We start from the raw sequence: 21261 nt of genomic DNA, 5'->3' as shown, positions 1-21261 counted from the left end.
CACGATGCCCGACCAGCTCACCGCCGCCCACCGCGAACCCGAGCGCGCCGAGACCGTACTGCGGGTCTTCGACGCCGCCTTCGGCGAGCTGCTCGCCCAGGACCCGGCCGCGTTCCGGGTCAAGTTCCGCAAGATGGCGGCCTCCGCGTTCGCCTTCTACCGGGGCACCGCCGGGCTCTACTACGCCGACCTCAGCACCGCGCCCTACGACGCGTACGGCGCCGGGTTCCTGGACGAGCGCACCAGCCGGGTCTGGATCCACGGCGACCTGCACGCCGAGAACTTCGGCACCTACCTCAACTCCGAGGGCCGGCTCGTCTTCAACGTCAACGACTTCGACGAGGCGTACGTCGGCGCCTTCACCTGGGACGTCCAGCGGCTCGCCGCCAGCCTCGCCCTGATCGGCTACGCCAAGGCCCTCTCGGACGACACCATCACCGAACTCGTCCGCGTCTTCGCCGCCGCCTACCGCGACCGGATCTCCACGCTCGTCCGCGACGGCGAGAGCGCCGCGTTCACCCTGGACACCGCCACCGGCCCGATCCTGGACACCCTGCGCCGGGCCCGGCTGCAGACCCGCGTCGCCCTGCTGGACTCCGAGACCGTCATCGACGGGTACGACCGCCGGTTCCGCAAGGGCGGCGGCGCCATCGAACTCGACGAGGCCACCAAGGCCGAAGTCCTCGCCGCCTTCGAGGCCTACCTCCCGACCCTGCCGCCCGCCACCCGCACCCGCCCGGACGCGCTGCGCGTCAAGGACGTCATCGGCCGCCGCGGCATCGGCATCGGCAGCGCCGGACTGCCCTCCTACAACCTGCTGCTGGAGGGCCACACCGACGCCCTGGAGAACGACGTCATCATCTACCTGAAGCAGGGTCAGACCCCGGCCGTCTCCAGGCACGTCACCGACCCCGCGATCCGCGGCTACTTCGAGCACGAGGGCCACCGCACCGTGATCTCGCAGCGCGCCCTCCAGGCGCACAGCGACCCGTGGCTCGGCTACGCCACCCTGCGCGGGCAGGGCCAGCTCGTCGCCGAGGTCTCCCCGTACACCGCCGACCTGGACTGGACCGACCTCAACGAACCCGCCGACCTCCGCTCGGTGATCGACTACCTGGGCCGGGCCACCGCCAGCATGCACGCCGCCGCGGACGAGTCCTCCAGCGGCCACACCCTGGTGCCGTTCTCCACCGAGCACGCCATCGACGCGGCCATCGCCAAGGACGAGAACGGCTTCGCCGACATGCTGGTCGACTTCGCCCACGCCTACGGCGCGCGGGCCCGCCAGGACCACCAGATCTTCGTCGACCTCTTCCGCAACGGCCGCATCCCGGGCCTGTAGCCCGCCGCCGCCCCGGGGGCGTCGCGCTAGCGCGGCCCCGGGGCCGGTGTCTCCCTCGTCCGCAGCGGTCTGGTCACCTGCTTCTCCACACAGGACGGGATCCCCGCCTCAGCGCCCGCCTCCTGCCGCTGGTAGACGCTGGGCGGCACGCCCACCAGCTCGGTGAAGCGGGTGCTGAAGGTGCCCAGCGAGGAGCAGCCGACCGCGAAGCAGACCTCGGTGACGCTCAGGTCGCCCCGGCGCAGCAGCGCCATCGCGCGCTCGATGCGCCGCGTCATGAGATAGCCGTACGGCGCCTCGCCGTAGGCGAGCCGGAACTGCCGGCTGAGGTGCCCGGCCGACATGTGCACGCCGCGGGCCAGTGCCTCCACGTCCAGCGGCTGCGCGTACTCCCGGTCGATCCGGTCACGGACGCGGCGCAGCCGCGCGAGGTCGCTCAGGCGCTGCGCCGCGCCAGGTTTGCCGGTCACCCGAAAATCCTGCCACACCGGGCCGCCCTCGGGGGCACCCGCGGACGTGCCCGCTGTCCGGCGCACCGGTCAGGTACCGACGTAGGCCGCGAGGTGCTCACCGGTGAGGGTCGAGCGGGCGGCGACCAGGTCGGCGGGTGTGCCCTCGAAGACGATCCGGCCGCCGTCGTGGCCCGCGCCCGGGCCGAGGTCGACGATCCAGTCGGCGTGCGCCATGACCGCCTGGTGGTGCTCGATGACGATGACCGACTTGCCGGAGTCGACGATCCGGTCGAGCAGGCCGAGCAGCTGCTCCACGTCGGCGAGGTGGAGGCCGGTGGTCGGCTCGTCGAGGACGTAGACGCCGCCCTTCTCCGCCATCCGGGTGGCCAGCTTGAGCCGCTGCCGCTCGCCGCCGGACAGCGTCGTGAGCGGCTGGCCGAGGCTGAGGTAGCCCAGCCCGACGTCGGCGAGCCGCTCCAGGATCGCGTGCGCGGCGGGCGTGCGCGCGTCACCGGCGCCGAAGAACTCCGCCGCCTCCGAGACCGGCATCGCGAGCACCTCGCTGATGTCGCGGCCGCCGAGACGGTACTCCAGCACCGACGCCAGGAAGCGCTTGCCCTCGCACTCCTCGCAGACGGTGGCGACGCCGGCCATCATCGCCAGGTCGGTGTAGACGACACCGGCGCCGTTGCAGGTGGGGCAGGCGCCCTCGGAGTTGGCGCTGAACAGGGCCGGCTTCACGCCGTTGGCCTTGGCGAAGGCCTTGCGGATCGGGTCCAGCAGGCCGGTGTACGTCGCCGGGTTGCTCCGGCGCGAGCCGCGGATCGGGCTCTGGTCGACGGCCACCACCCCGTCCCGTCCCGCCACCGACCCGTGGATCAGCGAGCTCTTCCCCGACCCGGCCACGCCGGTCACCACCACCAGCACGCCGAGCGGCAGGTCGACGTCGACGTCCCGCAGGTTGTGGGTGCCGGCGCCGCGCACCTCCAGCACTCCCGACGGCTCGCGCACCGACGGCTTCAGGGTGGCCCGGTCGTCCAGGTGCCGCCCGGTCAGCGTGCCGCCGGCCCGCAGCCCCTCGACGGTGCCCTCGAAGCAGACGGTGCCGCCCGCCGACCCGGCGCCGGGGCCGAGGTCGACGACGTGGTCGGCGATCGTGATCGTCTCCGGCTTGTGCTCCACCACCAGCACGGTGTTGCCCTTGTCCCGCAGCCGCAGCAGCAGGTCGTTCATCCGCTGGATGTCGTGCGGGTGCAGACCGATGGTGGGCTCGTCGAAGACGTAGGTGGTGTCGGTGAGGGAGGAGCCGAGGTGGCGGATCATCTTGACGCGCTGCGCCTCGCCGCCGGACAGCGTCCCCGAAGGCCGGTCGAGCGAGAGGTAGCCGAGGCCGATCTCCACGAAGGAGTCGAGCGTCTCCAGCAGCGCGGCGAGCAGCGGCGCGACCGTCGGCTCGTCGAGGCCGCGGACCCACCCGGCCAGGTCGCTGATCTGCATCGCGCAGGCGTCGGCGATGCTGATCCGGGCGATCTTCGAGGACCGGGCCCCTTCGCTGAGCCGGGTGCCGTCGCAGTCGGGACAGGTGGTGAAGGTGACCGCCCGCTCCACGAACGCCCGGATGTGCGGCTGGAGCGCCTCCTTGTCCTTGGACAGGAACGACTTCTGGATCTTGGGGATCAGCCCCTCGTAGGTGAGGTTCACGCCCTCGACCTTCACCTTGGTGGGCTCCCGGTAGAGGAAGTCCTGCATCTCCTTCCTGGTGTACTTGCGGATCGGCTTGTCCGGGTCGAGGAAGCCCGACTCGGCGTAGACCCGGACGGTCCAGAAGCTGTCCGACTTCCAGCCGGGAATGGTGAACGCGCCCTCGGCGAGCGACTTGGAGTCGTCGTAGAGCTGGGTGAGGTCGATGTCGGAGACGGCGCCCCGGCCCTCGCACCGCGGACACATGCCGCCGGTGCGGTTGAAGGTCGCCTTGACCGTCTTCTTCGCACCCGCCTCGACCGTGATGGCACCACTGGCCCGGACCGAGGGCACGTTGAACGCGTACGCGCTGGGCGGGCCGATGTGCGGCTTCCCGAGCCGGGTGAACAGGATCCGCAGCATCGCGTTGACGTCGGTGGCGGTGCCGACCGTGGAGCGCGGATCGGCGCCCAGCCGCTGCTGGTCGACGAGGATCGCGGTCGTCAGCCCTTCGAGCACGTCGACCTCGGGACGCGCCAGCGTCGGCATGAAACCCTGCACGAAGGCGCTGTAGGTCTCGTTGATCAGCCGCTGCGACTCCGCCGCGATCGTGCCGAACACCAGCGAGCTCTTGCCCGATCCGGAGACGCCGGTGAACACCGTCAGCCGGCGCTTGGGGATCTCGATGCTGACGTCCTTGAGGTTGTTCACGCGCGCGCCGTGGACGCGGATCAGATCGTGACTGTCGGCGGCGTGCGGCGCCGGCGAGTGCGTGTTCGTCCTCGTGGCCGTGCTCATGGTGTCTCCGTCTCGGTCGTGGACGCGCCCGCGGGCGCGGCACCGCGCTGGTTGCCGCCCGGCCACTGCCTGCCGTGCCGACGGCGGGGCGGGCTGTGACTGCCGGGGTCGCTCAGCCGCGCTGGTTGATGCGGATCAGGTTGCCCGCGGGATCGCGGAAGGCGCAGTCGCGAATACCGTACGGCTGATCGGTGGGCCCGGTGGTCCCGGGATCGGCCGCCGGCGGGAGGAAACCCGCGTGCATCGTGATGTCCATGGTTGTCACGCTAGTGCGGCTCGGAAGCGGGCGCTTCTCGATTCCTGACCGGTCCGGCCGCCGCTCCCGCCCGGTCGTTTCTCTGGCCACCGCCCGGGCCCGCCACTAGCCTCGTGCCGACGAGCGGATCGTCGGACGCGATCACCGGACGCGATCGTCGGATGCGATCAGCGGACGCGATTCCGCACGGAATAGCCGTACGGAATCGCCGTTCCAGAGGGGGAGTTCATGACGTACGACCCGTACCGCCCGCCCGGCCAGGGGTACCCGTGGCAGCCCCCCGCACCCCGCACCAGCGGCGGCGGACTGGTCGCCATCGGTGTCGTGGCCCTCCTCCTGCTGCTCGCCGAACTGGGCATCCTCGGCTACGACATCAGCCAGCAGGGCGTGGAGTACCTGCCCGTCGCCCTCGGCTTCACCTACGACCACGCCGCGTTCCGTGCCCCGGTCGGGTTCTTCGGCTACGACGCCGCCCTGTCGGTCGCGCTGCTCGCCCTCGTCATCGGCGCCTTCAGCCGCCGGAGCTGGGTGCGGCCGGGCGCCGTCGTCCTGCTCGCCGTGAACGGCTACGCCGCCGCCGCGATGACGATCAACCAGCTCGGCACCTCGTACGGCCGCGACGCGTTCGCCCGGAGCCCCGCCTTCCTGCTCCTCAACGTCGCCCACCTCCTCTCGGTCGCGGCGGCCGTCATCGTGGCCGTCGTGGTGGCCGCGACCCGTCCCACCGGGCCCTCGGGCGCCCCGGCTGCCGCTGCGGCGCCCAACCCGTACGCCCCCTATCCCGCGTACGGGGCGTACGACCGGCCCGCCTCTCCCCCGCTGCCGGCGCAGGCCTCTCAGCCCTCGCAGCCGTTCCAGCCGTTCCAGTCGCCTCAGCCGGCCCGGCCGCCCCAGCCCTCGCAACCGCCGGTGCCGCCGGTGCCGCCTGTCGGGCCGCCGTCGGTCTGATCCGGTCCGGCCGACGGGCGGCCCGCAAGGTCGACGCCGGGGTTGTCACATCCGCCGCTTCCCGTTCGTCAGAGGGAGGACGGAACGCGACGGGAGAGTGTGACCGATGAACGAGGACGAATTTCCGGGTGAGCCTGCGGACGCGCTCTCGGCCGACTTCCTGGCCGGCCGGTTCGAGGAGAACCGCAGCCGGCTGCGGTCGGTGGCGTACCGGATGCTCGGCTCGCCGAGCGAGGCGGACGATGCCGTCCAGGAGACGTGGCTGCGGCTCGGCCGTACCGGTGCGGACGGCATCGAGAACCTCAGCGGGTGGCTGACCACCGTGGTCGGCCGGGTCTGTCTGGACATGCTGCGCTCGCGCGGCTCCCGGCGGGAGGACCCGCTCGACGCGTGCCCGGCCGACCCGGTCGTCAGCAGCGCGGAGGGGACCGACCCGGAACACGAGGCGCTGCTCGCCGACTCCGTCGGCCTGGCGCTGCTGGTGGTACTGGAGACCCTGCCGCCCGCCGAGCGGCTCGCGTTCGTCCTGCACGACATGTTCGCGGTGCCGTTCGACGAGATCGCCCCCATCGTGGACCGCACACCGGCGGCGGCGCGCCAGTTGGCGAGCCGGGGCCGCCGCCGGGTGCAGGGACAGGGGGCCGCCGCAGCGCCGGAGCCGGACCTCCCCCGGCAGCGCGAGGTCGTCGACGCCTTCCTGGCCGCGGCGCGCGGCGGGGACTTCGAGGCCCTGGTCGCGGTACTGGACCCGGACATCGTGCTCCGGGCCGACTACGGCGGCCTCCGCACCGGCACCGCCGAGCTGGTGCGCGGGGCGCGGGTGGTGGCCGCTCAGGCGATCACCTTCTCGCAGTTCGCCGCCACCGCCCGGCGGGTGCTCGTCGACGGCCGGCCGGGGCTGCTCGCCACCCGGGACGGACGGCCGTTCTCGCTGATGTCGTTCACCGTGCGGGGCGGAACGATCGTCGAGATCGACGTGCTGGCGGATCCGGAACGGCTGGGACGGCTCGACCTGGCGGCTCTGGGCTGTTGAGATCGCGGACTGGCGGCGTCGTGCCTGTCGGATATCGACTATCGGATAGCAGACGACAGGTGACAGGTGACAGGCGACAGAGTCGCGCTGACAATATCTGTCATCTGTCACCCCTCACCCGTCCAGCTCCGCCAGAAAGTCCAGCGCGGCGGCCCAGGTCTGCTCGGCCGCCTCGGCGTCGTAGTCGGGCAGCTCCGGGTCGGTGAAGATGTGCCCGGCCCCCCGGTAGCGGTGGACCTCGACGTCGGCGCCGGCCTTGCGCATCCGCAGGTACCAGGCGTTCAGCCAGTCCTCGGACTCGAACGGGTCGGGCTCGGCGACGTGCAGCTGGACGGGAATGCTCGTGGCCGCGTCGTCGCGGATGTCCGAGGTGCCGTGCAGGAGCAGCAGCCCCTTCGCCTGCTCGTCGGCCAGCGCGAGGTTCTGGGCGAGGGCGCCGCCGAGGGAGAAGCCGGCGTAGACCAGGCCGTCCGGCGGCGGGGTGGTGCCGTTGACGGGGGCGAGCAGCGGGGCGGCCGCGGTGACGGCCCGGCGCAGGAGTTCGTCGTTGGTGAGCTCCTCCTTGTACGCCATGCCCTCCTCGACGGTGTCGAAGGTGCGGCCGTCGTACAGGTCGGGGGTGTGCACCCGGTGGCCGGCGGCGCGGAGCCGGTCGGCGGCCTGGTGGACGGCGGGGCGCAGGCCGTAGGCGGAGTGGAGGAGGACGATCTGGGCCACGGGTACGGTTCCTTCGCGAGCTGGTCGGTGACCCTCCCATGATCCCCCATCCCGATTCCCGCCCCGCTCCTGCCACCCCGCGCCACTCCGCCCACCCGCCGGGCCCGGCGCACCCCCGCTCCGGCACCGCATGGCCGCCGGGTGGCGCGCCGGACGCGCGCCGGTGCCGCCGTCCGAGCATCGGATGACGAGCGGACGAACAGTCAGTCCATGGGCTGCGCAGGATGATTACCACCCGGTAGCCTCATCGGGTGACTAATCCCATACATGACAAGTCCCTGTCCGGCGCCACCACCCGCCCGCGGCGTCGCCAGGTGCTGAAGGCCACCGCGATCGCCGCCGGGGCCGCCGCCCTGCCGCTGGCGATCGGCGACCGCGCCCTCGCCGCGACGGCGGCGTCCGAGGGGCCGGCCTTCCTGCACGGCGTCGCCTCCGGGGATCCGCTGCCCGACGGCGTCGTCCTCTGGACCAGGCTCACCCCGACCGCGGCCGCCGTGCCCGGCTCGGGCGCCGGGCCGGACACCGAGGTCCGGTGGGAGGTGTCCGCCGACCGCAACTTCGCGGCCGTCGTGGCGAGCGGCACGGTGGCCGCCACCGCCGCCACCGACCACACCGTCAAGGTGGACGCCCGCGGCCTGCAGGCCGACACCTCCTACTGGTACCGGTTCACCGCGGGCGCGGTGGTCTCCCCCGCCGGCCGGACCAGGACGGCGCCCGCGAGCGACGCCGCCGTGCAGCGGCTGCGGCTGGGCGTCGCGTCCTGCGCCAACTGGGAGGCCGGCTACTTCGCCTCCTACCGGCACCTGGCCGCACGCGGCGACCTGGACGCCTTCCTCTTCCTGGGCGACTACATCTACGAGTACAAGACCGGCGAGTTCTGTGCCGCCGGTACCGTCGTCCGCGCGCACGAGCCGGCCCACGAGATCCTGGACCTCGCCGACTACCGCACCAGGCACGGCCGTTACAAGACCGACCCGGACCTCCAGGCCCTGCACGCCGCCGTCCCGACGATCGCCATCTGGGACGACCACGAGTTCGCGAACGACGCCTCCTCGGTGGGTGCCGAGAACCACTCCCCCGCCACCGAGGGCGACTGGGCGGCCCGGGTCGCCGCCGCGAAGCAGGCGTACTTCGAGTGGATGCCCGTCCGCCCCTCGATCGCCGGCACCACCTACCGCCGCCTGCGGTACGGCAAGCTCGCCGACCTCTCGCTGCTCGACCTGCGCTCGTTCCGGTCCGCGCAGGTGAAGACCGGCAGCGGGGACGTCGACTCGCCCGACCGCACCATCACCGGCCGGGCGCAGCTGGACTGGCTGAAGGCCGGGCTGTCCGCCTCCGACACCACCTGGCGGCTGGTCGGCAACTCGGTGATGATCTCGCCGGTCGCCTTCCTCTCCCTCCCGGACTACCTGCTCCGCCCGATCGCGAAGCTGCTCGGCCTGCCCGGCGAGGGCCTGGCGGTCAACCCGGACCAGTGGGACGGCTACACCCACGACCGGCGCGAACTGCTCGGCCACCTGAAGGCGCAGGGCATCCGCAACACCGTCTTCCTGACCGGCGACATCCACTCCGCCTGGGCCAGTGACGTGCCGAACGAGGCGGCCACGTACCCGGCGTCGGGCAGTGTGGCGACGGAGTTCGTGGTCACCTCCGTGACCTCCGACAACGTGGACGACTTCCTGAAGGTGGCACCGCAGACCGTCTCCCTGGTCGCCGCGGGAGCACTGAAGGCCGCCAACCGGCACGTGAAGTGGATCGACCTGGACTCGCACGGCTACGGCGTCCTGGACGTCACCCCGGGCCAGGTGCAGATGGACTACTACATCCTCTCCGACCGCACCCGCCGGGACGCCACCAGCACCTGGACGCGCTCCTACCGCAGCCGCTCCGGCAGCCAGGCCCTGGAGCGGGTCTGGGCGCCGGTGAAGTGACTGTCCCCCGCTGAGCGACGCCCGCCCGCCCCCGGCAGCCCACCGGGGCGGGCGGGACGGCCCGGACGGCCGGTCAGGACACCACGTCCTTGCGGGCGAAGCCGCGGAAGGCGAGCGCGAGCAGCACGACCGCGTACGAGAAGGAGACCGAGACGCCCTGGAGCATGCCGCCCCACTCCAGTTGGGGCTGGAGGGCGTCGGCCCAGGCGTACTGCCAGTGGGCGGGGAGCCATTCGCGCAGGTCGCCGAGGGCGGTGACGGCGTCCAGGACGCCGGTGAGGATGGAGGCGAAGACGGCGCCGCCGACGGCGCCCAGCGGTGCGTCGGTGGCGGTGGAGAGCCAGAACGCGAGGGCCGCGATGACGAGTTCGCTGAGCAGGACGAAGGCGACGGCGATCGCCAGGCGCGGCAGGGCGGTGGAGGCGGGCAGGCTGATGCCGGCGGGCAGCTGGAGGTCGCCCCAGCCGTAGGCGGCGGTGCCGACGCCGAGGCCGATCAGCGGGAGCAGGACGATCGCGACGGCGGAGAAGGCGAGGCCGACGGCGAACTTGCGGGCCAGCAGCCGGGCCCGGGGGACGGGGGCGGCGAGCAGGTACCGCAGGGAGGACCAGCTGGCCTCGGAGGCGACGGTGTCGCCGCAGAACAGCGCGACCGGGATGACCAGCAGGAAGCCGGTGCCCATGAAGAGCATGGTGGTGGCGAAGTTGAGGCCGGAGGCGGTCGCGAGTTCGATGAAGGTGGTCCGGTCGGTGCGGCTGGGGGTGCCGCCGATCTGGAACGCCAGCAGGATGACGAACGGCATCGCCGCGAGCACCCCGCCGATCACCATCGTGCGGCGGCGGCGCAGCTGGCGCATCGCCTCGACGCGCAGCGGCAGGGTGCGGCCGGCCTTGTAGCCGGGGGCGTGGTCGGGCGCCGCCTCGGCGGCGCCGGGGGTGCTCACCGGGGTGCTCACGCGGTGCCTCCGATCAGGGAGAGGAACGCGTCCTCCAGGCGGCGGTGCGGCCCGGCGCGCTCCACCGGGACGCCGAGGCGGACGAGTTCGGCGATCAGCTGTCCGGCCGTCATGCCGTCCAGCCGGACGAGGAGGCCGCCGTCGACGACCTCGGCGGAGCCGACGCCCGCCAGTGCGGCCGTCTTGTCGGCGGCGACGGCCAGTTCGTCCGGTCCGTACCCGGCGGGGGTGCCGACGAGCAGCAGTTCGCCCGCGCCGACGATCTCGGCGACGTCCCCGGCGCTGACGAGCCGGCCGCGGTCCATCACCACCAGGTGGGTGCAGGACTGCTCGACCTCGGAGAGCAGGTGGCTGGAGACGATGACGGTGCGTCCGGCGGCCGCGTAGCGGATCATCACCTCGCGCATCTCGCGGATCTGCGGCGGGTCCAGCCCGTTGGTCGGCTCGTCGAGGATCAGCAGGTCGGGCAGGCCGAGCATGGCCTGGGCGATGGCGAGGCGCTGGCGCATGCCCTGCGAGTAGGTGCGCACCGCGCGGTCGAGGGCCTCACCGAGGTCGGCGATGACCAGGGCCTCGTCCAGGTGGGCGTCCTCGGCGGGGCGGCCGGTGGCCTGCCAGTAGAGCTGGAGGTTGGCGCGGCCGGTGAGGTGCGGCAGGAAGCCGGCGCCCTCGACGAACGAGCCGACCCGGGAGAGCACGGGGGCGCCGGGGCGGATGGCGTGGCCGAAGATCCGGATCTCGCCCTTGTCGGGGCGGATCAGGCCCATCAGCATCCGCAGGGTGGTGGTCTTGCCGGCGCCGTTGGGGCCGAGCAGGCCGAGCACCTGGCCCTTCTCGACCCGGAAGCCGAGGTCGCGGACGGCGTACCGGTCGGCCGCGCCCTTGTAGCGCTTGCTCAGGCCGGTGATCTGCAGCGGTACGCCGGCGAGCGCCGGGTCGGGGGCGTGGCGCTCGCGGCCGCGCCGCAGGCCGCGGCGTCCGGCCAGCAGCAGGGCGGCGACGCCGAGGGCGACCAGGGGCAGCAGCCAGGTGCGGGCGGGCAGCGGGGCGGCCTCGGTCTTCAGCGCGTCGACGGTCGGCACGGTGAGCGGGCCGGCCACGGCGGCCCGGTAGGTGGCGGGTTCGGCGGGCGAGGCGTACGCGAGGTCGGTGGTGGCCAGCACGAGCCGCAGCCGGTGGCCGGCGGGGAAGTCGTGGTCGACCGCGGGCAGCGCGATCTGGACGGTCCGGCCGCCGGGGGCGTCGGCGCCGGTGACCCGCAGCGGGGCGACGAGCTGCTGCGGCAGCGTCTGCTTCCCGTCGGGGCCGAGGTCGTACAGCTTCGCGAAGAGCACCGCGTCGGGCCGGTCGGCGGAGACGTGGACGGCCACGCCGGGCTGCCCGGTCAGGTGCAGGGCGGAGTCGAGCGGCGCGGAGTCGAAGGTGGCGTGCTGGCCGGGGAAGTCCAGCGAGAGGCCGCCGCCGAGCGAGGCGGCCTGGGCGAGGGCTCCGATGCCGGGCAGGGTGGAGATGGCGGGCGGTGCGCCGCCGGGCGGGTTGGCGAAGGACTGCTCGGCGCCGGTCAGTTCGACGCTGCGGGAGCCGGTGCCGGCCAGGCCGGGGTAGGCGTCGGCGGTGGCGCCGCGCAGCACGGCCTGGAAGCCGGTGGAGTCGACGCCGCCGGTGCGGGTGACCCGGAAGGCCGGGCCGGTGTCGCCCGGCGTCCCCTTCAGGTAGTGGTCGAACCAGCCGGTGACCCTGGTGTCGACCCGGTCGCTGGTGTCGGTGCCGCCGTCGTGCCCGCCGGCGAACCAGTCCACGGCCACCGGGGCACCGTTGGCCGCGACGGCCCTGGCGATGGCGTCGCCCTGGTCGAGCGGGAAGAGCGAGTCCTGCTGCCCCTGGACGACCAGGGTCGGCACCTTGAGCCGGGCGGCGACGGAGGAGGGGCTGGAGCGGTCGAGCAGGGCGACGGCCTCGGGGTCGGCGTGCCCGGTGGTGGCGACCCGGTCGTACATCGCGCACAGCTCGTCCAGGAAGCGCCCGCACCCGACGGGGCCGTCGGCCGCGGCGTCCGGATTCGGCGCGGCGGGTGCGGCGGGCGCGGCGCCCGTCGCGGTCAGGTCGCCCGCGGAACCGGTGGTGAAGAAGAGGCCGGCCCAGAGCTTCTTGAACACCCCGTCCTGCGCCGTCCCGCCCTGGACCCCCTGCGGGAAGAGCGCGTCGGCGAGGTTCCACCAGGTGATCTGGCTCGCGACCGTGTCGATCCGCGGGTCGGCGGCGGAGCCGAGCAGGGCGATGGCGCCGCCGTAGGAGGCGCCGGTGATGCCGACCCTGGGGTCGCCGGGGGCGTCGAGGCGGACTTCGGGGCGGGCGGCGAGCCAGTCGACCAGGTGCTTGACGTCCTCGACCTCGCGGTCGGGGGCGTTGAGGCCGATCTTCCCGCCGGAGTGGCCGAAGCCGCGGGCGGACCAGGTGAGGACGGCGTAGCCGGAGCGGGCGAGCTGCTCGGCGCGGGCGCGTTCGCCCTCCTTGCTGCCGCCGAAGCCGTGGGCGAGCAGGACGGCGGGGCGCGGGCCCGTACCGGTGGTGAAGTACGAGGTGTCGATGCCGACCTGCTGCGTGCTGCCGGGTGTCTCGGGCATCAGCAGGACGTGGTCCTCCTGACGGACCGCCGCCTCGCCGCCCGCGGCGGCCGCCGTCCAGGTGCCCACGCCGGCGAGGACCGCCACCGCGAGAGCGGCGGTCACCAGCCGCCGGGTCCTGGACGTCGTGGCCGTCCTGCGTGCGCGCCAGCGGCGCCATGATCCACCGAGCTCCATGGATAGCGATCGTATCCGCGTTTCCGGTAGGGAAGCCGTAAGGAGCCGGGGCCGGCGGAGGCCGCAGGCGTCGGCGGTCGCTTCGCGCAGCAGTGACCGAATCAGGCCGGTTCACCCCGAATCCTCCGGGTATCGTACGGTCAGCTGACGATCCGTCCACCGTCCGCCTTCCGTCGCCCCCCTGCTCCCGCCCCCCGACCCCCCGGCTCCCGACTCCCGACTCCCCACTCCCGGCGAGGTGCCCGTGCTGCTGTGGCCGCTGACCGTCCTGCTCCTCAGCGTCGCAGTGACCCTCGCCGTCGGCTGGGGCGGCGACCAGGTGCTCCAGCGCGTCGCGGCCCGCAACCCCGGGGTGGCGGTCTGGCCGCTGCTGCGACGCTGCCGGATCCCGCTCCAGCTGGTCGTCGTCTCCGCCCTCCTGCTGGCCGCCAAGCCGCTGGAGCGGATCTTCGACCTGAGCGGCGACGTCCTGCACGAGGTGAACCTGCTGGTGCTGCTGGCCAGCCTCGGCTGGCTGACCGTCAGGGTGGTCGCGGCCGGCCTGGAGGCCGTGCTCAGCCGGTACGAGACGGTCACCGAGGACCCGGCGCGGGTCCAGCGGGTGCACACGCAGATCAGCATGCTGCGGCGGGTCGTCAGCGCGGTGATCGCCGTGGTCACGGTCGCGGTGATGCTGCTGACCTTCTCCGCGATGCGCACCATCGGCGCCAGCCTGCTCGCCTCGGCCGGCATCCTCGGCATCGTGGCGGGCATCGCCGCGCAGTCCGCGCTCGGCAACTTCTTCGCCGGCCTGCAGATCGCCTTCGGCGACACCGTCCGGATCGGCGACGTGGTGGTGGTGGACGGCCAGCAGGGCACGGTGGAGGAGATCACCCTCTCCTACCTGGTGGTCCGGCTCTGGGACTACCGCCGGCTGATCGTGCCCGTCTCGTACTTCGTCAACAAGCCGTTCGAGAACTGGACCCGCAAGGACCGGGGCCTGCTCGCCTCCGTCGTCCTGCACCTCGACCACGCCACTCCCGTGGACGCGCTGCGCGCCACCCTGCATGAGCGCCTGCTCGGCAACCCGCTCTGGGACGGCGCCGAATGGGCCCTCCAGGTCACCGACACCACCCCGAGCACGCTGGTCGTCCGGGCCACCATGACCGCCCGCTCCCCGGACGACGCCGCGCTGCTCCGCTTCGCCGTCCGCGAGCAGCTGATCGCCTATCTGCGCGACGAGCACCCGGACGCGCTGCCCCGGCTGCGGACGGGCGAGGCGTAGCGGAGTCGGGTCAGCACCACGGCGACCCGTCGGTGTCGGCCGTGATGGTCACGGCGAACAGGTCCCCCTCGGTCGGCCGGCCCGTGTAGAGGTACGCGGTGCTGCCGCCGACCTCCTTGGCGTAGCAGGGGGACCGGCGGCCCTCCACCGGCCGCCAGCCTCCGCCGACCGCCGCGTCGCGGTAGAAGGCCAGCGCCTCGGCGTCCGGTATCGAGAGCCGGTAGTCCTGCCAGGCCTCGACGTGCCCGTCATCGGCGTCGCACGACGAGGTGCCCCCGGACACCGGTTCGGACCCGGCCGGGTGCGCGGCCAGCACGGGCTCCTTCGCGAGCGCGGACCCGAGCCGGTCCGCCGCACCCGACCAGCAGGACGAGGCCCCGGTGAGGACGCCCACCCCGACGAGTCCCAGCATCAGCAGGGCGATCACACCGAACGGCCCCCACTTGGCGAACTTCAGCATGCCGCGCAGCGTAGCGGCTACAGCACCCGGGTCATCGTCCGGTGCGGGATGTTCGCGTCCAGGTACTCCGGACCCTCGGCGGTGTAGCCGAGGCGCTCGTAGAAGCCGAGGGCCTGGGTCTGGGCGTGCAGCTCGACCTCGGTCGCGCCGCGCTCGCGGCCCGCCTGCTCGACGGCCCGGACGAGGGCGGCGCCCAGGCCGGTGCCGCGCGCCGTCCGGGAGACGGCGAGCCGGCCGAGCAGCACCCGGCCGGGCCTGCCGCCGGTGAGCTTCAGGGCCTGCTCACCGTGGATCAGCCGGGCGGTGCCGAGTGCGGCGCCGTCGGGGCCGGTCGCGAGCAGGTGCTCGGAGGTGGCGTCGAGCTCGTCGTACTCCAGCTCCTCCGGGACGTTCTGCTCGACGACGAAGACCTCGCGCCGGATGCCGGCGACCAGCGCCAGGTCGGCCTCGCCGGCGGCCACCCTGATGTCGGCGGCCATGTCAGCTCTCCGAGGAGATGATGTCGAGGGCCTTCTGCAGGTCGGCCGGGTACTCGCTGCTGAACTGCACCCACTCGCCGTTCGACGGGTGCTCGAAGCCGAGCGAGACGGCGTGCAGCCACTGGCGGGTGAGGCCGAGGCGCTTGGAGAGCGTCGGGTCGGCGCCGTAGGTGAGGTCGCCGACGCAGGGGTGGCGCAGCGCGGACATGTGCACCCGGATCTGGTGGGTGCGGCCGGTCTCCAGCTTGATGTCCAGCAGCGAGGCGGCGCGGTAGGCCTCGATCAGGTCGTAGTGCGTGACGGAGGGCTTGCCGGCCTGGGTGACGGCCCACTTCCAGTCGGAGCTGGGGTGGCGGCCGATCGGCGCGTCGACGGTGCCGCTCATCGGGTCCGGGTGGCCCTGGACGAGGGCGTTGTACTTCTTCTCGACCACGCGGTCGTGGAACTGCCGCTTGAGGTCGGTGTAGGCCCGCTCGGACTTGGCGACGACCATCAGGCCGGAGGTGCCGACGTCGAGGCGGTGCACGACGCCCTGGCGCTCGGCCGCGCCGGAGGTGGAGATCCGGTAGCCGGCCGCGGCGAGGCCGCCGATGACGGTGGTACCCGTCCAGCCGGGGCTCGGGTGGGCGGCGACGCCGACGGGCTTGTCGACGAGGACGATGTCGTCGTCGTCGTGGACGATGCGCATGCCCTCGACGTGCTCGGCGACGATCTGCACGGCGGCCGCGGGGGCCGGGATCTCGACCTCCAGCCAGGATCCGGCCATCACCCGGTCGGACTTGCCGGCCGTCGCCCCGTCGATGGTCACCTTGCCGTCGGCGGCCAGCTCGGCGGCCTTCGTCCGGGAGAAACCGAACATCCGGGCGAGCGCGGCGTCGAGACGCTCGCCCTCGAGGCCGTCGGGAACGGGGAGGCTACGGGTCTGCGCTGCGGTACTCACCCGTACGAGTATGCCGGACGGGAGCGGCCGCCCTTACTCACCCGGCGTCCCGGCATCGGTCCCGTCCTTGGACGGCCGGGCCCCGGAGGGCTCGTCCTTGGCGCCGCCGTGGTGCACGGTGCCGTCGGGGTTGCTGCCGCGGAAGGAGAGCAGCACCACCAGGATGCCGCCGCAGACGATCGCCGAGTCGGCGAGGTTGAAGACCGCGAAGTGCTGGACGGAGATGAAGTCGACCACGTGGCCGCGGAACACCTGCGGCGCGCGGAACAGCCGGTCGGTGAGGTTCCCGAGGGCGCCGCCGAGCAGCATGCCGAGCGCGACGGCCCACGGCAGGCTGTAGAGGCGGCGGGCGATCCGCCAGATCACCACGATGACGGCGGTGGCGATCATGGTGAAGACGATGGTCATCGCCTGGCCCATGCCGAAGGCCGCGCCGCCGTTGCGGATCACCTGGAGCGTGACGATGTCGCCGGCCACCTGGATCGGCGAGTGGCCCTCCAGCTTCGCCACGACCAGCAGCTTGCTGCCGAGGTCGATCAGGTAGGCGAGCAGCGCCACGACCAGCAGGACACCGATCCGACGGCGGCGGGCGCCGCCGGTGGCCCCCGTCGCGCCCGCGGGCCCGGCCGCCGCCGGCACGGTCTCGTCCCGCACCGCGGCCTCCCGTCCGGCGTCCTCCGCCCCGGTGAGGGGCGCCTGCGCCGGGGCAGCAGTGGTCGGGACGGACTCGTCCCGCGTCTGGGGGGAACCTTGGGTACTGATGATCCGCTCCGCTGCCGATGGGGGCCCGCCCGGCCGTGGCCGGGTAAACGAGGGCCGACGTTACGGGGTCGAGCGTACGGCAAGCCCGGCCCCGTCCGGCGCCCCGGTTACCGCCGTTCCTGCTTCGCCTTGCACTGGACGCAGAGCGTGGCGCGCGGGAAGGCCTGCATCCGGGCCTTGCCGATCGCCTGGCCGCAGGACTCGCAGACGCCGAAGCCGACACCCTCCAGGCGGCCCAGGGCGCGCTCGGTCTGGGCGAGGCTGTCGCGGGCGTTGTTGCCGAGGGCGAGTTCGCTCTCCCGCGAGATGTTCTTGGTGCCGGCATCGACCTGGTCGTCGCCGGCGCCGTCGTTGGAGTCGCGCATCAGGCCGGTGATCGCCGCCTCGGAGGCGTCGATCTCGGCCTGGAGCCGCTCCAGCTCGCTGATGAGCTCGGCGTGCAGCTCGGCCACCTCCACCGAGGTCCAGGCGTCCTCACCGGGGCGTACCGGCAGCTCGGCCGGGTCGACCGACTCGGCGCCGCCGACCGCCCGGGCGCCGGTGGCGGCGGGTGTACGGGTACGGCCGGGCGCTGCTACGCGGGCGGTGCCGTTGCTGTTCTTGTGCCGTGCGGTGGTGGTCACGGTCCCCTCCCCTGGGTCGCCTGCCACAGCCTTGCGGGCCCGCTTGGTCGCGGTGCCCGCGCCGGTTGCCTTCTCAGCCATGGCTTCGACCCCATCTACGAATGAATCGAGCCGCCGGTTCCCGGCGGCCTCCAGTGCCGGAACGATAATCCCCATCAAATCCGGCCACAACATGACATACCGATACGCATCGATACAGCCTGCCGATGCCACCCGGGTAGCCTCCCCGGCCGCCCCTGCCCTCGTGCTGTCCAAGTTGTGCCCAGATCGTCATCTGCTAACCGCACCGGTGGGAGCGCACACCGGCGCGGGGCGGAGAAACCGGGTTGTCCGGGCCGATACACTGGGCCTGCAAGGCGCAGATGGGACGAGTACCGACGTACGCAGCCACCAGCGACCCGGGGACGGTGCGAGCCCGGGGGTGTGCACGGCGGGAAGATCACCCCGGAGCCGCCGGAAGAACGGCCTCACGGCCCGGTAGAACCGGCAGCAAGCCCCCAAACAAGAGGGCCGCAGCACCATCGCGGCCAAGGAGGGTGGTACCGCGGGACGGCACGCCGTCTCGTCCCTCCGTCGGAAGCCAGTCCACGCATCCGCCGGAGGAAGACACCGCGATGAGCACCCCGCCCGAGCACGGCCAGCCCGCCTACAACGCAGTCCCCGCCCAGGTCGACCTGCCCGCCCTCGAACACCGGATCCTGAGCTTCTGGCAGGACAACAAGGTGTTCCAGCGCAGCCTGGAGCAGTCCGAGGGCCGCCCGGAGTGGGTCTTCTACGAGGGCCCGCCGACCGCCAACGGCATGCCCGGCGCCCACCACATCGAGGCCCGCGTCTTCAAGGACGTCTTCCCCCGGTACCGGACGATGAAGGGCTACCACGTCGCCCGCAAGGCCGGCTGGGACTGTCACGGCCTGCCGGTCGAGCTGGCCGTCGAGAAGGAGCTCGGCTTCTCCGGCAAGCAGGACATCGAGAAGTACGGCATCGCCGAGTTCAACGCCAAGTGCCGCGAGTCGGTCACCAGGCACACCGACGCCTTCGCCGAGCTGACCACCCGGATGGGCTACTGGGTCGACCTCGACCAGGCCTACCGCACGATGGACCCGTCGTACGTGCAGTCCGTCTGGTGGTCGCTGAAGCAGATCTTCGACAAGGGCCTGCTGGTCCAGGACCACCGGGTCGCCCCGTGGTGCCCGCGCTGCGGCACCGGCCTGTCCGACCACGAGCTGGCGCAGGGCTACGAGACGGTCGTCGACCCCTCGGTGTTCGTCCGCTTCCCGCTGACCTCGGGTCCGCTCGCCGGCGAGGCCGCGCTGCTGGTCTGGACGACCACCCCCTGGACGCTGGTCTCCAACACCGCCGCCGCCGTCCACCCGGACGTCACGTACGTGGTGGCCACCGACGGCAGCGAGAAGCTGGTCGTCGCCGAGCCGCTGCTCGGCAAGGCGCTCGGCGAGGGCTGGGAGCCCACCGGGGACCGCTTCACCGGCGCCGAGATGGAGCGCTGGGCGTACACCCGCCCGTTCGACCTGGTCGAGATCGAGAACGCGCACTACGTGCTGAACGCCGACTACGTCACCACCGAGGACGGCACCGGTATCGTCCACCAGTCGCCCGCCTTCGGCGCGGACGACCTCGCGACCTGCCGCCGGTACGGCCTGCCGGTGGTCAACCCCGTCCGCGCGGACGGCACCTTCGCGCCCGAGGTCCCGCTGGTCGGCGGCGTCTTCTTCAAGAAGGCCGACGAGGCGCTGGTCAAGGACCTCCAGGAGCGCGGCCTGCTCTTCCGCCACCTCCCGTACGAGCACAGCTACCCGCACTGCTGGCGCTGCCACACCGCGCTGCTCTACTACGCGCAGCCGTCCTGGTACATCCGGACCACCGCCGTCAAGGACGCGCTGATCCGCGAGAACGAGGCGACCAACTGGTTCCCCGAGAACGTCAAGCACGGCCGCTTCGGCGACTGGCTGAACAACAACGTCGACTGGGCGCTGTCGCGCAACCGCTACTGGGGCACGCCGCTGCCGATCTGGCGCTGCGCGGAGAACCACCTCACCTGCGTCGGTTCGCTGGCCGAGCTCTCCGAGCTGACCGGCACCGACCAGAGCGGGCTGGACCCGCACCGCCCGTACATCGACGACGTCACCTTCGACTGCCGCGAGTGCGGCGGCGTCTCCACCCGGGTGCCCGAGGTGATCGACGCCTGGTACGACTCGGGGTCGATGCCGTTCGCGCAGTACGGCTACCCGTACCAGAACAAGGAGCTGTTCGAGAAGCGCTACCCGGCGCAGTTCATCTCGGAGGCGATCGACCAGACCCGCGGCTGGTTCTACACGCTGATGGCCGTCGGCACGCTGGTGTTCGACAAGAACTCCTACGAGAACGTCGTGTGCCTCGGCCACATCCTGGCCGAGGACGGCCGGAAGATGTCCAAGCACCTGGGCAACATCCTGCAGCCGATCCCGCTGATGGACCAGCACGGCGCGGACGCGGTGCGCTGGTTCATGGCGGCCGGCGGCTCGCCCTGGTCGGCCCGCCGGGTCGGCCACGGGACGATCCAGGAGGTGGTCCGCAAGACCCTCCTCACCTACTGGAACACCGTCGCCTTCCAGGCCCTGTACGCCCGCACCACCGGCTGGGCGCCGTCCGCCGCCGACCCGGCCCCGGCCGACCGGCCGCAGCTCGACCGCTGGGTGCTCTCCGAGCTGCACACCCTGGTCCGCGAGGTGGACGCCTCGCTGGAGGCGTACGACACCCAGCGGGCCGGCAAGCTGCTCTCCGGCTTCGTCGACGACCTCTCCAACTGGTACGTCCGCCGCGGGCGCCGCCGCTTCTGGCAGGGCGACGCCGCCGCGCTCGCCACCCTGCACGAGGCGCTGGAGACCGTCACCCGGCTGATGGCCCCGCTCACCCCGTTCATCACCGAGCAGGTCTGGCAGGACCTGGTCGTCCCGGTCGACGCCGAGGCGCCCGCCTCCGTCCACCTGGCCGGCTGGCCGGTCGCCGACGAGGCGCTGATCGACACCGAGCTGTCCCGGCACATGGCGCTGGTGCGCCGCCTGGTGGAGCTGGGCCGCGCCACCCGGGCGGAGTCCGGTGTGAAGACCCGTCAGCCGCTCTCCCGCGCGCTGATCGCGGCCCAGGGCTGGGAGGAGCTGCCGGCCGGCCTGCGCGCGCAGATCGCCGAGGAGCTGAACGTCTCCACCCTGGAGTCGCTGGCGGCCGTCGGCGGCTCGCTGGTCGACACCACGGCCAAGGCCAACTTCCGGGCGCTCGGCAAGCGGTTCGGCAAGGGCGTGCAGGACGTCGCCAAGGCGGTCGCCGCCGCCGACGCCGCCGTGCTCGCGGCCGGCCTGCGCTCCACCGGCAGCGCGAGCGTCGAGCTGGACGGCGAGCCGATCGCGCTCTCCCCCGACGAGGTGATCATCACCGAGACGCCGCGCGAGGGCTGGGCCGTCGCCAACGAGGCCGGCGCGACCGTCGCGCTCGACCTGCACATCACGCCGGAGCTCAAGCGCCTGGGCGTCGCCCGCGACGCCATCCGCCAGATCCAGGAGGCCCGCAAGAACTCCGGCCTGGACGTCGCGGACCGGATCGTGCTGCGCTGGCTGGCCGAGGACGAGGAGACCGCCGCGGCGATCACCGAGCACGGCGCGCTGGTCGCGGAGGAGGTGCTGGCCGTCGACTTCGCCGCCGGCGCCGCCGACTGGGAGTCCGAGTCGTTCCGCGACGACGGCCTCGGCCTGGCCTTCCAGCTGCGCAAGGCCTGACCCGCGGCCCGACCGGCACCAGCAGCGCGGCCGCCACCCCGGACCAGAGGTGG

Annotated in this window: 16 protein-coding genes and 1 pseudogene; 6 read left to right on the top strand and 11 right to left on the bottom strand. The window is 72.9% G+C overall.

Going from position 1 to position 21261, the window contains the following annotated elements; translation table 11 throughout:
- Positions 1-4 precede the first annotated feature (4 nt).
- Positions 5-1342, top strand: coding sequence for a DUF2252 domain-containing protein (locus tag ACFUK0_RS11420; RefSeq protein WP_380248656.1), 1338 nt, complete (start codon positions 5-7; stop codon positions 1340-1342).
- 26 nt (positions 1343-1368) lie between these two features.
- Here the strand turns inward: ACFUK0_RS11420 and ACFUK0_RS11415 are convergent, their stop codons facing one another.
- The 3 genes and pseudogenes from ACFUK0_RS11415 to ACFUK0_RS11405 all read right to left on the bottom strand — a co-directional run.
- Positions 1369-1812, bottom strand: a complete 444-nt coding sequence (locus ACFUK0_RS11415; protein WP_380248654.1) for a helix-turn-helix transcriptional regulator — start codon at positions 1810-1812, stop codon at positions 1369-1371.
- Positions 1813-1881: 69 nt separating this feature from the next.
- Positions 1882-4272: an ATP-binding cassette domain-containing protein gene (locus ACFUK0_RS11410; RefSeq protein ID WP_380248652.1), complete on the bottom strand. Its 2391-nt coding sequence runs from the start codon at positions 4270-4272 to the stop codon at positions 1882-1884.
- A gap of 112 nt (positions 4273-4384) precedes the next feature.
- A pseudogene (locus ACFUK0_RS11405) lies at positions 4385-4468 on the bottom strand (VOC family protein); the annotation flags it as partial.
- Between the two features lie 288 nt (positions 4469-4756).
- On the opposite strand from ACFUK0_RS11405, the gene ACFUK0_RS11400 reads away from it, so the two are divergent.
- Entirely contained in the window at positions 4757-5476 is a 720-nt protein-coding gene (locus tag ACFUK0_RS11400) for a hypothetical protein (protein ID WP_380248650.1), read from the top strand.
- Between the two features lie 106 nt (positions 5477-5582).
- On the top strand, positions 5583-6509 hold the full coding sequence (locus ACFUK0_RS11395) for a sigma-70 family RNA polymerase sigma factor (protein ID WP_380248648.1): 927 nt from the start codon (positions 5583-5585) through the stop codon (positions 6507-6509).
- A gap of 114 nt (positions 6510-6623) precedes the next feature.
- On the opposite strand, the gene ACFUK0_RS11390 is transcribed toward ACFUK0_RS11395, so the two are convergent.
- A complete protein-coding gene (locus ACFUK0_RS11390) occupies positions 6624-7226 on the bottom strand; it encodes a dienelactone hydrolase family protein (protein WP_380248646.1) in 603 nt (200 codons plus the stop codon).
- A 251-nt stretch (positions 7227-7477) separates the two neighbouring features.
- Between ACFUK0_RS11390 and ACFUK0_RS11385 the strand changes: the two genes are divergently transcribed.
- A complete protein-coding gene (locus tag ACFUK0_RS11385) occupies positions 7478-9157 on the top strand; it encodes an alkaline phosphatase D family protein (RefSeq protein ID WP_380248644.1) in 1680 nt (559 codons plus the stop codon).
- A gap of 73 nt (positions 9158-9230) precedes the next feature.
- On the opposite strand, the gene ACFUK0_RS11380 is transcribed toward ACFUK0_RS11385, so the two are convergent.
- Both ACFUK0_RS11380 and ACFUK0_RS11375 read right to left on the bottom strand, forming a co-directional pair.
- On the bottom strand, positions 9231-10112 hold the full coding sequence (locus ACFUK0_RS11380) for an ABC transporter permease (protein ID WP_380248642.1): 882 nt from the start codon (positions 10110-10112) through the stop codon (positions 9231-9233).
- A complete protein-coding gene (locus tag ACFUK0_RS11375; RefSeq protein WP_380248640.1) occupies positions 10109-12913 on the bottom strand; it encodes an alpha/beta fold hydrolase in 2805 nt (934 codons plus the stop codon). Before ACFUK0_RS11375 ends, ACFUK0_RS11380 begins: the two co-directional genes overlap by 4 nt.
- 238 nt (positions 12914-13151) lie before the next feature.
- Here ACFUK0_RS11375 and ACFUK0_RS11370 point away from each other — a divergent pair, with 238 nt between their 5' ends.
- On the top strand, positions 13152-14177 hold the full coding sequence (locus ACFUK0_RS11370; protein ID WP_380248638.1) for a mechanosensitive ion channel family protein: 1026 nt from the start codon (positions 13152-13154) through the stop codon (positions 14175-14177).
- Between the two features lie 10 nt (positions 14178-14187).
- On the opposite strand, the gene ACFUK0_RS11365 is transcribed toward ACFUK0_RS11370, so the two are convergent.
- The 5 genes from ACFUK0_RS11365 to ACFUK0_RS11345 all read right to left on the bottom strand — a co-directional run bounded on the left by ACFUK0_RS11365 (position 14188) and on the right by ACFUK0_RS11345 (position 17441).
- Complete coding sequence (locus ACFUK0_RS11365) at positions 14188-14637, bottom strand: hypothetical protein (RefSeq protein WP_380248636.1); 450 nt, start codon at positions 14635-14637, stop codon at positions 14188-14190.
- Positions 14638-14654: 17 nt separating this feature from the next.
- Complete coding sequence (locus ACFUK0_RS11360) at positions 14655-15116, bottom strand: GNAT family N-acetyltransferase (RefSeq protein WP_380248634.1); 462 nt, start codon at positions 15114-15116, stop codon at positions 14655-14657.
- Between the two features lies 1 nt (position 15117).
- Entirely contained in the window at positions 15118-16056 is a 939-nt protein-coding gene (locus ACFUK0_RS11355) for an RluA family pseudouridine synthase (protein ID WP_380248632.1), read from the bottom strand.
- A 33-nt stretch (positions 16057-16089) separates the two neighbouring features.
- Complete coding sequence (gene lspA, locus ACFUK0_RS11350; RefSeq protein ID WP_380248630.1) at positions 16090-16710, bottom strand: signal peptidase II; 621 nt, start codon at positions 16708-16710, stop codon at positions 16090-16092.
- 215 nt (positions 16711-16925) lie between these two features.
- A complete protein-coding gene (locus tag ACFUK0_RS11345; protein WP_380248628.1) occupies positions 16926-17441 on the bottom strand; it encodes a TraR/DksA family transcriptional regulator in 516 nt (171 codons plus the stop codon).
- 614 nt (positions 17442-18055) lie between these two features.
- On the opposite strand from ACFUK0_RS11345, the gene ileS reads away from it, so the two are divergent.
- Positions 18056-21208, top strand: a complete 3153-nt coding sequence (ileS, locus tag ACFUK0_RS11340) for an isoleucine--tRNA ligase (protein ID WP_380248626.1) — start codon at positions 18056-18058, stop codon at positions 21206-21208.
- Positions 21209-21261: the final 53 nt, after the last annotated feature.

The organism is Kitasatospora sp. NPDC057223, assembly GCF_042669755.1.
GTDB lineage: Bacteria > Actinomycetota > Actinomycetes > Streptomycetales > Streptomycetaceae > Kitasatospora.
The sequence above is the reverse complement of the archived record's forward strand: the minus strand, read 5'-3'. Positions and strand labels throughout refer to the sequence as shown.